We start from the raw sequence: 14,306 nt of genomic DNA, 5'->3' as shown, positions 1-14,306 counted from the left end.
TGTCCCAGCTATCGCTGGGATGACGGGGCCATCTGCTATCACACCCCGCCGTCGCTGCTCGCAATCCGCGGATGATAGCGCGCATAGCGCCGCTCCCCCACCCGCTCCAGCGCGCCCAGTTCGACAAGCTCGGCCAGATCGCGCGTCGCGGTGGCGGCGTCGGTGATCGTGCGATAGTTGTGCGCGCTCAAGCCCCCCGCGAAGCCGTCCGACCCTTCGGCCATCATGCGGATCAGCGATAAGATACCTTTCTATCGATCACCATAGGGCGCGATCGTGATTTAGGGAAGGCAAGCCCATCGATCAGCCCTGCGCATAAGATCGCAGCCGCGACCGCCCGGTGCACGAGCATCCTATGATGAACCGATGCCCGTTCCCGTGACGACCCTCTTCCCGACCGTTACTGGCTCGGGCACTCCCACGCCGAGCGTCGGGGATGCGGAACCCGGCGCTTTCCTTGCCGCGCTGGCGAGCGTCGGCGCCAAAGTCGATGAGGCCGCGCAGGCGGGCGAAGCGCCGCCTGTCGCAGCTCAGGCTCTTCCGCTCTCCAGCCGGATCGCGCCGCAAGTGGCGGCGGCGAGCGTCACGGCGCCGCAGGCCCGGCCGAGCCGGTCGGGGCGACTGCAGCTTTGTCTCTGACGTTGACGGATGCGACCGCTGTGTCGGTTCCGTCTCTCCCCGAACCCAAGGTGCCGGAAATCCCCGCAGCCGCGTCTGCTCCGACCCTTGCGGCTGCATCGCCAGCGGCAAACCCGACCGCCGGGGCAACCGTGGATGTCCCCGAGGTTCCGGCACTCGCGGCCACGTCCGCAGAGGTTATGGCTCCACCTGTCGAACCGGTCCGGGCACGCCCGGAAGCCCTCGAGACCGTGGTGCCCGGGGAAGACACGCCGCCACTCCCGAGGAAGGGGAGGAGGTCGGGAACCTGCCGACCGCCGCGCCGGCGCAGCAGGAGCGACTCGTCGGAGCGGAGGTATCCATCGACGTTCCGCCGGTTACGCTCGCAGCGGCCGGGCTGGTCGAAGACGCGCTGCCATCCGAGACCCCCGCCGTCGAACCGAAGGCAGAAACGTCCGAGGCCGCCCGTCCGGTAAAGCGCAAGGCCGCGAAAACCCCCGCTCCTTCAGAGCCCGCCGCCGCCGCTCTGGCCACCTCCGAGGCCACTGGCGTGCCGATTGTGGCGGCCGCTCCTTCCGCTTCCCCGCCATCCGCCGCAGCCGAGACGCCTGAACCTGCGGCCGCCCGCACCGCCGCGCCCGTCGCCCACGCCGCGCCGCAGGCCGCCGAGGACACCGCCCCCGGAGCCCGAGGCTCGCGTGTCCGCCCCGCTGTTCACCCAGACGCTGGAAGCGGCGACCACGCGACCCCCAGCACTTCCCTATGAAATCGCGCGCAATGCTCCCGCCCTCGCCCCCGCCGAGGCGAGCGTATCCATGCGCGAGGGGCACTTCGGCGCGGACGTCGGCATCGCCATCGCGCGGGCGTTGGACGGCGGGCCGGAGGGTCTGCGCGATGCCTTGCTGATCCGCCTCGACCCGCGCCACATGGGCCGGATCGACGTGCGCATGGGCTTCGACGACGACGGCACCCTGCGCGCCGTGGTCTCGGCCGACCAGCCCGCCGCGCTCGACCTGCTGCGGCGCGAAAGCATGCATCTCGACCGCGCGCTCAGCGATGCGGGCGTGCGCGCCGATGCCCAGTCGCTGCGGTTCGACAGTTCCGGCGGCAGCCTTGGCAGCGGCAACGGCAGCGCGGGTCAGCACCGTCCGTCCGCGCGGTCGCAGGGCGCAAGCAGCGAATTCACCGGCGCCCCGGAAGAGGCCGCCCCCTTCTCCGCTCGCTGCGCGGCAGCGGCAATCTCGACCTCATGGCATAAGGCAGCACCAGCATGGCAACCGTTACCGACACTGCCTCGACGTCCAGCACCTCCAGCACCACGGCGGCATCCACGACCAGCCTGCTGGCCGACTACAACCTGTTTCTCAAGCTGCTGACCACGCAGATGACCAACCAGGACCCGCTCGACCCGATGGACACCTCGGAATACACCCAGCAGCTGGTGCAGTATTCGCAGGTGGAGCAGTCGATCCAGCAGACCGGCAAGCTCGACGACATCCTCGGCCAGCTCCTGTCGCAGCAGATGGCGCAGGCATCGAGCTACATCGGCCGTGAAGCGCGCTTCGACAGCGCCGTGGCGGGGCTGGGCGACAATCCCGCCAAGTGGACTTACTATGTCGATGGCACCCCTCCACCGTCACCGCGACGATCAAGGACGCGCTGGGCGGCACCGTGGCGACCGTCAGCCTCGACCCCAGCGAGACCCAAGGCACCTATAAATGGGACGGCCTCCAGACCGACGGCACCAAAGCCGCCGCAGGCGCCTATACCCTCTCGATCAACGCGCAGGCGTCGGACGGATCGAACCTCAACACGACGATCAACTCGGTAGGCGTGGTGGACGACGTGGTCACCGACGGGACCAGCATCATGCTTGGCGTCAACGGCATCCGCCTGTCCGCGACCGGGCTGGTGGCGCTGACTACACCGACGACCTCGACGAAGGAGTGAGCGCATCCTCGCTGTTCCGCAGGGAGGGGAGGTCGCAGTCGGCAGGGCAGACGGAGGGGTTATCCCCCTCTTCACCACCGACTGTCTCGGCGGCCCCCTCCCAATCGCTGCGCGACAGGGAGGACTATCTCATTCCATCGCGTCGCTGCGTTCGCGTGCGGCTGCAGGCGCTCCCGCCGCGCTTTGCTGCAGGGTCGTATCGAGCCGGGTGCAGCCGGGAATCCGCTCGGGCAGGGCGAGCATCATCAGGCAGTCAGTGATCGAGGGATCCTCGATCGGGCCGATTAGGTCCTCGACTTCGTCTTGCGTCAGGTCGGACTGGCTGAGGCAGCGCAAAGCGGCCGCCTGCCATAGCTGCGCGGGTGCATCGACCCGGAGCCTGAGCGAGAACCAGTATTCCTGCTGCGCCCCTGAAGTCCGGGTGCTGCCGTCACCCAGGCCCCAACTTGAATTATCCGCCATCCGCGCTCTCAAAGTACCGCACCGAATTGCATCGGTGCGCTGCCCCTGACCCGAGAAATAAGGTCGACCCCCGCTTGCCGATGGTAAACGCAATATTCACCAGTGACCCGCAATTTCCGACACTATACTATGCAATCGATCTTAAAAGCCGCGCCGCGGCAATAAGGCGTTGATAAATCCTCCGTCCGGCTTGCTCCGCATGGCGGAGATTCACGCTCCCCGCTGCGGCGCGGGATCGATGTCGAGCGACGCGGGCCGCGTCGTTGGCGCCTTGTGCGGCGTGAGGTGGACGGTGCTGGTCGGGAAGGCGATGCCGACTTCAGCCTGCTCCAGCGCAGCGAAGATTAGCAGCAGCAGGTCCTGCCGGATCACCAGGCTCTGGTCGAGATCCGCCGCCTCGATGTATGAGAACACCTCGATGTCGAGCGAACTGGCGCCGAAGTTCTTGAACCGCGCCCGGGCGCCGGGCTTGATGATCCGGTCGTGCGCGTCCAGCACGCTCTCGATCAGCTCCACTGCCTCCAGCAGCTTGGCCGAGCCGATGCCGTATTCCACCCCGATTGTGGGATTGAACAGGAAGCGGTCACGCTGCGCGTAATTCTCGATCTGGCGCGACGAGAAATCGCCGTTGGGGATGGTGACGACGGTGCGTTCAAGTGTGCGGATGCGGGTGGAGCGGATGCCGATGTCTTCCACCGTCCCGGTCACCTCACCGACCTTGCAGAAATCGCCCACCTGTACCGGCTTGTCGGCGATCAGGGTGACGGAGCCGACAAGGTTCTCGACCGTCTTCTGCGCGCCCAGCGCCAAGGCGATACCGCCGATGCCGAGCGCTGCCACGCCCGTTGTCACGTCGATGCCGAAGGTATCGAGGACCGCGACCATGGCGATGAACAGCAGCAGGATCTTGGCCGCGCGTCTGATCAGCGTGACGACCGAGACCGCCTGCCGCCGCTCTTGCCCGGCCATGCGGCTGATCAGCAGGGCCGAAACGGAATCGACCATGCGGAACAGGAACCAGGCCAGCGCCACCCACGCGAATATCCCGATGTAGCGCAGCAACAGCTGCCGCGCGACGATCGAGACCGGCATCGATCCCGCCCAGAACATGAAAACTACGGTAGCGAAGAACAGGCTGAGCGGCGGCATCGCCGCCTGGGTCAGCCGGTAGACGCGGCTATTCTCCTTGTCGGCGATGATCCGCCCCATCGTGAAGAGCAACCCGGCGTTGATCAGCTGGAAGCCCAAGAACACCAGTGCGGCTATGCCCAGCAGGCGCACCCAGTCCTCCAGCGACGCGCCGGCGATCTCTGGGCCTTCGTCCTCGGCCTGCTTCGTCCTAGGCTGCAGGGTATGCGCGGCGGCACTCGTTTGGCGGGCGATGCGCCAAATCCGGGTGCCCGCGCGGTTGGTGCCGTGCGTCAGCAGGATCGGGGTCTTGCCGGCGTCGCCGAGGTCGCCCACGCGCTCCTGCGCGGGCTTGAGCCCGTCGTCGAGCACGCCCGCCGGATCGTTCGACAGCGCCCCGAACGGCAACAGCGATCCGCCCGCGTCGAGTACCGCCTGCATCTCCTTCGCGAGTTGCTCCCCGTTGGAGCGGGCCTCGAAATAGTTGGCGGCCAAAGGATAGTCCCGCTCTGCCAACGCCGCGAGCAGCCCTGACACGGCATCGCGCGGCGTCTCGCGCCCTAACGGATCGGTCGGGGGCGCGGCGGCGGGTGCCGGAGTGGCTGTGGCCGCGTCCGTCTCGGTCGTCTTGGATTCCTCGGCCTTGGGCGTCGGCAGCAGCTGCGCCTGGGCCTGCGAGGCGATCAGGACGAGAAGGAATAACGCCCAAAGCCGGGCCAGTTTGCGCAACATTGGGAAACGGTCTCCTGAAGCTCGGTGTGAGCGGGCGCTCCAGACGCGAAAGCTCCGCGCATTTCCAGCGAATATGCGCAGACGAGAGCCTCACGCGCGGCAACCCGTGCTTGTGTCCTCGCAATGCCGGTGGAATGCGACAGTCGCAAGACGGGAGGATTGGACTGCCAACGCGCGATGATTGGCAGCCTCATTACGCGAGCCGCCAGGCATGCATCAGAAACGGATATAGCGCCGCAGCGCAGCGCCGCAGGCACCTCCTGCGCTGGCAACGAGTGCAAGATCGGAAAAAATCCTTGTGTTTCAAGTTCCTGCTTGTGCCAGGACCGCTTTCCAGCGCGCATCGAGCAGGCTCTTTCCTGCAGACTTGCGGGTGCGGGCCACCAGTGAGACGCCGCGAAGCGTGATGCTGTGGCCGCCCAGCCAGCGACCCGCGATGCTGTAACCGATGTCGTAGATCGCCAACTCCTCATGGAGTTTGCCGTCAGCCAGGAAACGGGTAGTGACGAGGATTGGCAGCTTCTCGTCACCGCGGCTGCTGTCAGGCAGTCTGGCTCGGCTGCGGGCCTTCTTGAGCGCGTTCTCAAACCATCGCGCCTCAATCCTAGGTTCTCCCGTGGTTTCCGCGGCAGCAAGAGCGAGTGCGCTGGGAAAGGCGATACTCTGGCTCTGAACCGATTGCTCGGGCGATGCGGGCTTCAGGACCAGTTCGTCATCATCCGTCCGGGCTGCCACAAGAATGAGCATCGCCGCCTTGGTGGAAGCACGCCGGGCATCGGCGTTCTTTCCGGCTTCAGTCTCGCTGCGCTGGCTCCAGCTATTCCACAAGGTCAAGCCGGAGATAGTGACCGCGATCACCGTAAGGACTTCGCCCAGCGTAATCCAGCGGCGGCGGATCGCCGCCGCTTCATCCGCGCGGGCCTCTTCCCTGGTTATTGACGGAGGGGACTTGGCGGCGGAATTGGGGGAATCGTCAGTCACGAGCAGGTTCGAACATCTGTCGCTCCAAGCGTCAAGGTGCAGATGTCCCTTCGTGATGTCTTACATGAACCCTTTGTGATCGAGCGCGCCCTGTGCCTTTTCGCAAGTCGGAGGCAGCTGATATCTGTCGAGGGCCAAGGTCACCACCGATCCCCGCCGATCCGCGACGTCAGCGGTGACAACACGCGGGCCGGCTCGCTCAATTGCTGACTAGGCTGCGATCTGCCCGCTGAGCGCGCTGGCCGCAGCCTTGAGGGCCCCCTTCAGCCGCGGCAGTTCGTTGCGTAAGGCTGCGCCGATCCCTATCGCCACAAGCGCATGGCTCGGCCTGCCCCCTTCCATACAGGCGCGGCTACCACCGTGACCCCTGACAGGTAGTGCCCTGCATCCACCGCGACACCTGAAACGCGCGCGTCGTCTACCTGAGCAAGCCAGTCTTCCCAGCTTGGTGGCTCGTCCCAGCGCAGTTGATCAAATCGCGGTTTCATTTCGCTTTGCGGGTACCCTCCGAAAGCGGCGATGCATCGTCCGGTTGCTGACACCAACGCCGGGAAACGGCTGCCGACTTGCGTCGAGAGCTGGAAGTTCTGGCCTGATTGCGACATCGCGGTGACGATGATGTGGTCCAGGCCGAAGACCTGGACCCCCATGGCTGTCGTTCCGAACTCGCGGGCAATTCGGTCCAGAGCCGGCTGGGCAAGGTCGTTGAACTGATCCTTGCGCAACCAGGCACGAGCCAGTGTCAGCACGCCGGCGTCGAGCGAATAGCGTTTGGTGTCGGCATCGAAGGCCACCAGATCCTCTGCCACCAGGGCGCGCAGCACATACAGACACGTGCTGGGTACGAGGCCGAGTTCACGGGCGATCGCCTGAACGCCGAGAGGCGCACCATGCTTGCCCAGCAGGCGCAGCACCGCTGCCGCCCGGGCGATGGCTGGGGCCTTACTGGCCTTAGCTGTATCAACACCACTTTTCATTCAATATATAGAATAACATTCAATATTTACAAAAACAAGGCCGTTGTGGCAGCAGTGCTGAACACAAGGACAACCTTCGTCGCGGCGATTCGACCCGGCGGAAATGAGCCAGGGGACAGGACGGTTGATGGCCAAAATGATTTCAGGGCTGACCGACTACACGCGCTATGCTGATGCACAGGCCCATGCTTCGTCGGCGGCGCTGTGGGAGTTGTTCGACGGCGACCGAGAGTACTTCAACATCGCGCATGAATGCGTGACCCGCCATGCCGACGGTTCGGAGCGCGACGCGGTGCGGATCGCCCATGCCGATGGCGCGGACGAAGTCCTGAGCTTCGACACGATCGCGAAGGGCGCGGCGCAGTTCGCGCACTGGCTCGATGCGCGAGGCGTGCGGCCCGGTGAGCGGATCGCCTTCATGCTCGAGCCCTCGCTCCCCTTCTACGTGTGCCTGTTCGGGGCGATGCAGACCGGGGCGATCTCGGTTCCGCTGTTCACCCTGTTCGGGCCCGACGCGCTGCGTTTGCGCATCGGCGACTGCGAGCCCGAGATTCTGGTCACGAATGCCGAAAAGGCGGAGCTTGCACGCTCGGTCGCGGTAGACGGCAAGCCAAAGGTGATCGTGGCGGACGAGGCTTTTCTCACCTCGCTTGACGATCTTCCAACCCGCTACGAGCCCAGAACACGCGCCAATGACATGGCCGTGTTCCAGTACACCAGCGGTACGACGCGCGAATTGCCAGAGGCGGTGAAGCACTCGCACCGCACGCTGGTGACGCTGATGTTCGCCGCGCTCTACGGCACCGGCATCCGGCCCGGGGACGCATTCTTCTGTCCCTCGAGCCCGGCCTGGGGGCATGGCCTGTGGCACGGAACGCTCGCCCCGCTGGCGCTGGGGGTAACGACGGGGACGTTCGCCGGCCGCTTCGACCCGGTGCGGCTGATGCAGGCACTAGACGACTTTGGCATCACCAACATGTCGGCGGCCGCGACGCACTACCGCATGATGAAGAACAGCGGCCGGGCGGCGGACTTCACGTTCCGCTGCGACAAGCTGTCGTTCACGGGAGAGCCGATCGATCCGACGACTCTGGAGTGGATCGACCAGTGGTTCAAGGTGCCGGCCTGTTCGATGTACGGCACCACCGAGATCGGCGTGGTGCTGGTGAACTACCCCGGTGCGGACGACTTCCCGGTCAAGCCCGGCGCGCTCGGCAAGGCGGTGCCGGGGCAGCGGCTGGAAGTCCAGCGCCCGGACGGCTCGGTCTGCGATCCCGGTGAGATCGGCGAGCTGATGCTGTTCCGCGGCGGCGGCTGGATGACCACCAAGGACCGCGCCAAGACCGACGCGGACGGCTATTTCTACCATTGCGGCCGCGCCGACGACGTCATCATCTCGGCCGGCTGGACGATGAGCGCGGTCGAGATCGAGAACACCATGCTGCGCCATGACAATGTCCTCGAATGCGGCGTGATCGGCGTGCCCGACGAGCAGCGCGGGCAGGTGGTGAAGGCCTTCGTCGTCTCGAACCGCGCCGCCGACGACGCCTTCGTGCGCGAGCTTCAGGACTTCACCCGCGAACGCCTCGCCCAGCATGAATTTCCGCGTCTCGTCGAATTCGTCGACGAGCTACCCAAGAACCCCGCAGGCAAGGTCCACCGCAAGATGCTGCGCGACCGTGAAGCCGCGAAAGCCGCCGAAGCGGTCGGCTGAGACATCCAGGAGAGCAGAGAAATGGCCACCACAGCAGAACCGAAGAACAAGTTCCCCAAGATCACCGAGGAGGGGCTCGACGACTTGCGCCAGCGCATCGGCGTGAAAATCGAGAACACCGTAGAGCCATGGAACTACGAGGCCACCCGCGACGCCATCCGCCACTATGCCCACGGCATCGGCGACGACAATCCGTTGTGGTGCGACCCGGAATACGCCGCGAAGACCAAGTACGGCTCGCTCGTCGCGCTGCCTTCGTTCCTCTTCACCACCAGCCGTATCATCTCGGGCTATTGCGGTGGTCTCTCGGGCGTCCACGCGATGTGGGCGGGCGCCGACTGGACCTGGCACAAGCCGGTGCTGCGCAACGACACCATCAGGGTCGAGGCCTACCTGAAGGATCTGGTCGAGCACCAGACCAAGTTCGCGGGCCGCTCGTTCCAGCAGATCTATCACGTCGACTTCTACAACCAGCACGGTGACCACGTCGCGGGCGCGGACAGCTGGGTGTTCCGCACCGACCGTGACGAGGCGCGCGAACGCGGTACCAAGTACACCGAGGCGCGGGGCCGCGTGGAGCCCTTCACCCAGGAACAGCTCGATGAGTTCTACGAGATCTACGACCAGGAAGAGCAGCGCGGAGCGGTGCCCCGCTACTTCGAGGACGTGAACGTCGGCGACAAGCTGCCGCCGATGATGAAGGGCCCGATGACCGTTACCGGCTTCATCTGCTATGCGCAGGGCTGGGGCGGCCTTTACATCCGCGCCAACAAGCTCGCCTACAAGATGCAGAAGGCGCACCCGGGCCTCGGTATCCGCAACCGCTTCAACGTGCCCGACTGCCCCGAGCGCGTGCACTGGGACGAAGCCTTCGCGCTCGAGGTCGGCGCGCCGGGCGCCTACGACTACGGCCCGGAGCGCTGCTCCTGGCTGACCCACCACATGACCGACTGGATCGGCGACGACGGCTTCCTGCACAAGTCGAGCTGCCAGATCCGCCGTCACAACCCGGACGGCGACGCCATCGTCATTACCGGCGAGGTGACCCGCAAGTTCGAGGAGAACGGCAAGAAGTACGTCGAAGTGGCGCAGAAGGCGACCACGCACCGCGGCGAACTGTCGGCCTTCGGTACCGCCGTGGCGGAATTGCCGAGCAAGGCGTGAAGCGGGGGTGATCTTGACCGTCGCCGGGCCTAGGCTCGGCGACGAATACCCGCGAAGGCGCGACGCCGGCGGATGGGGAAAGGCCATGGACACGATGACCCGCGCGATGCCGGCGTTTCTTCCCGACGGTAGCGTTCAGGTGCCCGCCTTTACCCTGCCGGTCTCCGGCCTGGTCAGCGAGGAAGCGGCGGCCTTGCAGCGGCTGCGCGCGGCGATGCCGGTGTTCGATGCGTCGGGCCAAGAGGATGACATCGCCGTCCGCCGCGCACAGATCAACGCTTACATGGCGCCGCAGATCGAGCGGCTGCGGGCGACGTTCCCGGTCATTGTCACGCGAGGCGAGATCGGCGGCGTCGAGGTGCTCGATGTCACGCCGGTCGAAGGTGGGCACGACCCGCAGCGCGTCCTCATCAATCTGCACGGCGGTGCGTTCTGCGTCGGCTGGGATGGGGTCGCCCTCGTCGAAGCCATCCCGATCGCCGCGCTCGGCCGCATCCGCGTCGTCAGCGTCAATTACCGTATGGCGCCCGAGCATCGCCATCCGGCGGGCGTGGAGGACGTCGCTGCAGTCTATCGCGCACTCCTTGCCGACTATGCGCCGGGACGCATCGGAATTTATGGCGGCTCTGCAGGCGGTGCCCTCACGGCGCAGGCGGCTGCCTGGCTGGCGAGCCATGACCTGCCCCAGGCGGGTGCCATCGGCGTGTTCGGAGCAGGGGCAGTGCCCTTCGGCACGGGCGAATCGGCTTACGTCACGGGTTACATCGATGCCTCGTTTCCCCGCCCCCTGCCGATGGAAGCGCCCCTGTCGATATCACGCGCGGATACTTCGCAGGTTGCGATCTTCGCGATCCGAGCGCCTGGCCCGGCTGGCATCCGGAGATTCTGGCAGCCTTCCCTCCGGCGCTGATCGTGACCGGGACCCGGGCAATGGACCTCAGTCCGGCCATCTTCACGCATTCGCAGCTGCTCAAGGCGAGCATCCGCTCCAGCCTGATTGTCGCGGAAGGCATGGGGCATTGCTACCACTACCAGGTCGCGTTGCCCGAAGGGCGTGATGCGATCGAGGAGATCTTGCGCTTCTTCCGGGAGGCACTGGCGTGACCGTGCGAGGGACGGCCGGCTGGTCCGGTCCCCTGGCGGGCGTTCGCGTGATCGACTTCACGCGCGTCCTGGCCGGCCCCGCCGCGAGCCTGGCGCTGGCCGACCTCGGCGCCGAGGTGTTCAAGATCGAGCCGCCCGGCACCGGGGACGAAACCCGCAGCTTTCCTCCCATCCGGGATGGCGAGAGCCACTATTACCTCGCGGTCAACCGGGGCAAGAAGTCGATCGTCGTCGATCTCAAGACCCCCGAGGGGCTGGCACTCGTCAAGGACCTTGCCGCGCAGTGCGATGTGCTGGTCGAGAACTACCGTCCGGGCGTGATGGAGCGGCTGGGGCTCGGCTGGGAGGAACTGCACGCGGCCAATCCCCGACTGATCTACTGTTCGATCTCCGGCTACGGCCAGACCGGTCCGCTCAGGGACCGGCCGAGCTTCGACATCGTGCTCCAGGCGATGTCCGGCGCGCTGTCGATGAACGGCGAGGCGGGTGGGCTGCCGACCAAGCTGGGCATCCCGCTCGGTGATCTCGTCGGCGGCATCAACGGGCCGATCGGCGTGCTGTCGGCGCTCTACGAGCGGGAACGTACCGGAGAGGGGCGTCATATCGACATCAGCCTGATGGATGGCCTGATGGGCATGCTCGGCTACATTGCGCAGCTGGCCTTCTTCACCGGTTCGGACCCGCAGCGGGTCGGCTCGCAGCATCCCAACCTCGTGCCTTACGGAATTTTCCCGGCGCGCGAGGGATCCATCGTCATCGCCTGCCTGACACCCGGCTTCTGGGCACGCATCTGCCGCTCGATCGGACGCGAGGAACTCGCTGAGGACCCGCGCTACGACACTCTGGAAAAGCGCCGCGACGCCCGCGAGGAGGTCAACGCGATCATCGCGGATTTCACCGCGCGCCACTGCGTCGATGAACTGGCCGCAATCTTCACTGCCCACGAGGTGCCGCATGCGCCGATCCTGGGTGTGAGCGAGGCTCTGGCCCAACCCCAGGCGCAGGCGCGCGGCATGGTCGTCGAGACCGAGCACGCCGTCCTGGGCACCATCCCCATCGTCAATCGGTCGATCCGTTTCACCGACGCGGAGCAGCCGGTGCCCGAGGCGCCGCCGGTGCTGGGCCAGCATACCGATGCGATTCTGGCCGAAGTGCTCGATCTATCGCCCGAGCGGATCGCGATGCTGCGCAGCGCCGGGATCGTTGCCTGACGGCAGCGCGCCGGTAAGCTTGGCGCGATCGAGGAGAGGACAGGTCATGGCCGAATTGCGTTTCGACGATCGCGTCGCAGTGATTACCGGCGGCGGCCGGGGCCTCGGCCGCGCACATGCGCTGCTGCTGGCGAGGCGGGGATGCAAGGTCGTCGTCAACGATCCGGGTGTCTCGATGGCAGGTGATGCGACCGGGGAAGGACCCGCCGAGGCTCTTGTCGCCGAGATACGCGCTGCCGGCGGTCAAGCGGTCGCCAGTCTCGACAGTGTCGCGACGCCCGAAGGGGGCAAGGCGATCATCGATACCGCGCTGGATGCCTTCGGGCGGGTCGACATTCTGATCCATTCGGCAGGCAACGTGCGGCGCGGCTCGCTCTCGAACCTTGGCTACGAGGACTTCAGCGCGGTGCTCGATGTGCACTTGAAGGGCGCTTACCACGTCATGCGCGAGGCGTTTCCCCGTATGATGGCGCAAGGCTACGGCCGGATCGTCCTCACCAGTTCGATAAATGGACTTTACGGCAAGGCCGACAATGTCACGTATTCGTTGTGCAAGGCGGCTTTCATGGGCCTGTCGAACACGGCCGCGATCGAGGGGCAGCATAGCAATGTGCGCTCCAATCTCATCGTGCCGGCGGCAGTCACGCGCATGTCCCAAGGGATCGACACGAGCGGGTTCCCGCCGATGGAACCCGAGATGGTGGCGCCGATGGTCGCCTACCTTTGTCACGAGCAATGCGCGGTGAGCGGCGAGATGTACGTTGCCATGGGGGGCCGTCTGGCGCGTGCCTGGGTTGCGGAAAATGCGGGAGTATTTCGGCCGCAATGGAGCCTTGAGGAGGTGGCCGGGCAGATCGGGGCGATCCGGCAGGGCGGCGAGGAGCTGGCATTTGCGCCGGTGCCGGACGGCCAGCTCGACCACCTGCTGCATGGCTTCGCGATGATCCGCGAGAGAGCGGGAACCTAAACGGGCAATTAAATTTCAGGAACTTCGCGGGCAGGGCGCTGTTTCAATCCTGAGAGGTTGCCACATGCGACGCTGAACAACAGGTCTATGATGATCAACACCTACAATACTTATATCGAGGTGCCGCCCTTTGATCTCGGCACGATAGTGAAATTCAACGCGATGCTTTGGGTGATGATTGCCATTGTTGCAGCGTTGATCTGGTGAGTTTCCAGCTTTCGCCAGGATACGCTGTCACACGCCGGTGTAATTCCGGAACCAATCAACGAAACGCGGCACGCCCGTTTCGATCGGCGTACTCGGCATATAGCCGGTATCGCGGGTCAGCGCGGTGATGTCGGCGTAAGTCGCAGCGACGTCCCCGGGCTGCATCGGCAGGAGGTTGCGCCTCGCCTTGCGGCCGCAGGCATCCTCCAGCACTTCGATGAGGCGCAGCAGGTGCTCGGACTTGTTGTTGCCGATGTTGTAAAGCGCGTGCGGCTTGACGCTGCCGCCTGCCTTTTGCGCGCCGTCGTCGGCCGGCGGGCAGTCGAGGCAGGCGAGGACGCCGCTGACGATGTCGTCGATGTAAGTGAAGTCGCGGCTCATCTCGCCTTGATTGTAGACATCGATCGGTCGGTCACTGAGAATCCGTTCGGCGAACTTCCACATCGCCATGTCGGGTCTGCCCCAAGGGCCGTAGACGGTGAAGAATCTCAGCCCGGTGAGAGGCAGGCGGAAGAGATGAGCGTAAGTCTCGCTCATCAGTTCATCGGCTTTCTTCGTCGCCGCGTACAGCGAGACGGGATGATCCGCGCGGTCTTCCACCGCGAAGGGGAGCTTCGCATTTCCGCCGTAGACTGAACTTGAACTGGCGTAGACCATGTGGGCCACCTGCCGGGCGCGGGCGACTTCCAACATGTTGACGTGCCCGGCAAGGTTGGAGGCGACATAGGCCTGCGGATTCTCCAGAGAGTACCGTACGCCGGCCTGCGCCCCGAGGTGGACGATGGTTTCGAACGTGAAAGACCCCAACGCTGCGGTGAGCGCAGACATGTCGGCGAAGTCGAGTTCCCGAAACTGAAACAGGTTGCCATGACGCGTAGCGAGCCCATCGAGGCGCGCGCGCTTGAGCGAGACTGCATAATAGTCGTTGAGGTTATCGATTCCGATCACCGACTGACCGCGGGCCATCAGGGCCTCGGCAACGGCGGCACCGATGAATCCGGCTGCACCGGTCACGAGGACACTTGCTTCCGCCACCTTCGAAACTTTTCCTGTCATCATTTCGCGCGCTCTGCCGCCTGTCCGTTTCAATT

Annotated in this window: 15 protein-coding genes and 1 pseudogene; 10 read left to right on the top strand and 6 right to left on the bottom strand. The window is 65.4% G+C overall.

Annotated elements, in window-relative coordinates; translation table 11 throughout:
- Positions 1-38: 38 nt before the first annotated feature.
- A complete protein-coding gene (locus tag KZO24_RS13725; RefSeq protein ID WP_036527439.1) occupies positions 39-227 on the bottom strand; it encodes a hypothetical protein in 189 nt (62 codons plus the stop codon).
- Between the two features lie 151 nt (positions 228-378).
- On the opposite strand from KZO24_RS13725, the gene KZO24_RS13720 reads away from it, so the two are divergent.
- The 4 genes and pseudogenes from KZO24_RS13720 to KZO24_RS13705 all read left to right on the top strand — a co-directional run bounded on the left by KZO24_RS13720 (position 379) and on the right by KZO24_RS13705 (position 2,568).
- Positions 379-639 (top strand): hypothetical protein, encoded by a 261-nt coding sequence (locus tag KZO24_RS13720; RefSeq protein WP_486486418.1) that lies wholly within the window; start codon positions 379-381, stop codon positions 637-639.
- Between the two features lie 677 nt (positions 640-1,316).
- Positions 1,317-1,994 carry a flagellar hook-length control protein FliK gene (locus KZO24_RS13715; protein WP_486486417.1) on the top strand — a complete coding sequence of 226 codons (678 nt, stop codon included), beginning with the start codon at positions 1,317-1,319 and terminating at the stop codon, positions 1,992-1,994.
- A pseudogene (locus KZO24_RS13710) lies at positions 1,958-2,038 on the top strand (flagellar hook capping FlgD N-terminal domain-containing protein); the annotation flags it as partial. The gene KZO24_RS13715 and the pseudogene KZO24_RS13710, both read left to right, overlap by 37 nt.
- Positions 2,039-2,220: 182 nt before the next feature.
- A complete protein-coding gene (locus KZO24_RS13705) occupies positions 2,221-2,568 on the top strand; it encodes a FlgD immunoglobulin-like domain containing protein (RefSeq protein WP_486486416.1) in 348 nt (115 codons plus the stop codon).
- A 129-nt stretch (positions 2,569-2,697) separates the two neighbouring features.
- On the opposite strand, the gene KZO24_RS13700 is transcribed toward KZO24_RS13705, so the two are convergent.
- From KZO24_RS13700 to KZO24_RS13685, 4 genes are all read right to left on the bottom strand, one after another.
- On the bottom strand, positions 2,698-3,030 hold the full coding sequence (locus KZO24_RS13700) for a hypothetical protein (RefSeq protein ID WP_051586966.1): 333 nt from the start codon (positions 3,028-3,030) through the stop codon (positions 2,698-2,700).
- A gap of 210 nt (positions 3,031-3,240) precedes the next feature.
- A complete protein-coding gene (locus tag KZO24_RS13695) occupies positions 3,241-4,890 on the bottom strand; it encodes a mechanosensitive ion channel family protein (RefSeq protein ID WP_081799093.1) in 1,650 nt (549 codons plus the stop codon).
- A gap of 303 nt (positions 4,891-5,193) precedes the next feature.
- Complete coding sequence (locus KZO24_RS13690; protein WP_486486415.1) at positions 5,194-5,871, bottom strand: hypothetical protein; 678 nt, start codon at positions 5,869-5,871, stop codon at positions 5,194-5,196.
- Between the two features lie 302 nt (positions 5,872-6,173).
- Positions 6,174-6,785: an IclR family transcriptional regulator gene (locus KZO24_RS13685; protein WP_486486414.1), complete on the bottom strand. Its 612-nt coding sequence runs from the start codon at positions 6,783-6,785 to the stop codon at positions 6,174-6,176.
- A gap of 190 nt (positions 6,786-6,975) precedes the next feature.
- On the opposite strand from KZO24_RS13685, the gene KZO24_RS13680 reads away from it, so the two are divergent.
- The 6 genes from KZO24_RS13680 to KZO24_RS13655 all read left to right on the top strand — a co-directional run bounded on the left by KZO24_RS13680 (position 6,976) and on the right by KZO24_RS13655 (position 13,008).
- Positions 6,976-8,562 (top strand): acetate--CoA ligase, encoded by a 1,587-nt coding sequence (locus KZO24_RS13680; protein WP_486486413.1) that lies wholly within the window; start codon positions 6,976-6,978, stop codon positions 8,560-8,562.
- Positions 8,563-8,583: 21 nt separating this feature from the next.
- On the top strand, positions 8,584-9,726 hold the full coding sequence (locus KZO24_RS13675) for an FAS1-like dehydratase domain-containing protein (RefSeq protein WP_036527447.1): 1,143 nt from the start codon (positions 8,584-8,586) through the stop codon (positions 9,724-9,726).
- 85 nt (positions 9,727-9,811) lie between these two features.
- A complete protein-coding gene (locus KZO24_RS13670; RefSeq protein WP_486486412.1) occupies positions 9,812-10,636 on the top strand; it encodes an alpha/beta hydrolase in 825 nt (274 codons plus the stop codon).
- 20 nt (positions 10,637-10,656) lie between these two features.
- Entirely contained in the window at positions 10,657-10,830 is a 174-nt protein-coding gene (locus KZO24_RS13665) for a hypothetical protein (RefSeq protein ID WP_486486411.1), read from the top strand.
- The gene (locus tag KZO24_RS13660; RefSeq protein ID WP_370424605.1) at positions 10,827-12,041 is read left to right on the top strand and encodes a CaiB/BaiF CoA transferase family protein; all 1,215 of its coding nucleotides are present in this window, start codon (positions 10,827-10,829) and stop codon (positions 12,039-12,041) included. The genes KZO24_RS13665 and KZO24_RS13660 overlap by 4 nt, the downstream gene beginning before the upstream one ends.
- Positions 12,042-12,087: 46 nt before the next feature.
- The gene (locus tag KZO24_RS13655) at positions 12,088-13,008 is read left to right on the top strand and encodes an SDR family NAD(P)-dependent oxidoreductase (RefSeq protein ID WP_486486410.1); all 921 of its coding nucleotides are present in this window, start codon (positions 12,088-12,090) and stop codon (positions 13,006-13,008) included.
- A gap of 234 nt (positions 13,009-13,242) precedes the next feature.
- Here the strand turns inward: KZO24_RS13655 and KZO24_RS13650 are convergent, their stop codons facing one another.
- A complete protein-coding gene (locus tag KZO24_RS13650) occupies positions 13,243-14,274 on the bottom strand; it encodes an NAD-dependent epimerase/dehydratase family protein (RefSeq protein ID WP_211150586.1) in 1,032 nt (343 codons plus the stop codon).
- Between the last annotated feature and the right edge of the window lie 32 nt (positions 14,275-14,306).

The sequence above is a fragment of the Novosphingobium sp. NFX11 genome, from assembly GCF_057376415.1.
Note: the sequence above shows the minus strand (reverse complement) of the source record. Positions and strands in the feature narration are given on the sequence as shown.

Bases quoted from the DNA above. Each gene is read 5' to 3' on its own strand.
- KZO24_RS13725 (WP_036527439.1), bottom strand. From the start codon at position 227: ATGATGGCCGAAGGGTCGGACGGCTTCGCGGGGGGCTTGAGCGCGCAC.
- KZO24_RS13700 (WP_051586966.1), bottom strand. From the start codon at position 3,030: ATGGCGGATAATTCAAGTTGGGGCCTGGGTGACGGCAGCACCCGGACT.
- KZO24_RS13695 (WP_081799093.1), bottom strand. From the start codon at position 4,890: ATGTTGCGCAAACTGGCCCGGCTTTGGGCGTTATTCCTTCTCGTCCTG.
- KZO24_RS13680 (WP_486486413.1), top strand. From the start codon at position 6,976: ATGGCCAAAATGATTTCAGGGCTGACCGACTACACGCGCTATGCTGAT.
- KZO24_RS13675 (WP_036527447.1), top strand. From the start codon at position 8,584: ATGGCCACCACAGCAGAACCGAAGAACAAGTTCCCCAAGATCACCGAG.
- KZO24_RS13670 (WP_486486412.1), top strand. From the start codon at position 9,812: ATGGACACGATGACCCGCGCGATGCCGGCGTTTCTTCCCGACGGTAGC.
- KZO24_RS13665 (WP_486486411.1), top strand. From the start codon at position 10,657: ATGGACCTCAGTCCGGCCATCTTCACGCATTCGCAGCTGCTCAAGGCG.
- KZO24_RS13655 (WP_486486410.1), top strand. From the start codon at position 12,088: ATGGCCGAATTGCGTTTCGACGATCGCGTCGCAGTGATTACCGGCGGC.
- KZO24_RS13650 (WP_211150586.1), bottom strand. From the start codon at position 14,274: ATGATGACAGGAAAAGTTTCGAAGGTGGCGGAAGCAAGTGTCCTCGTG.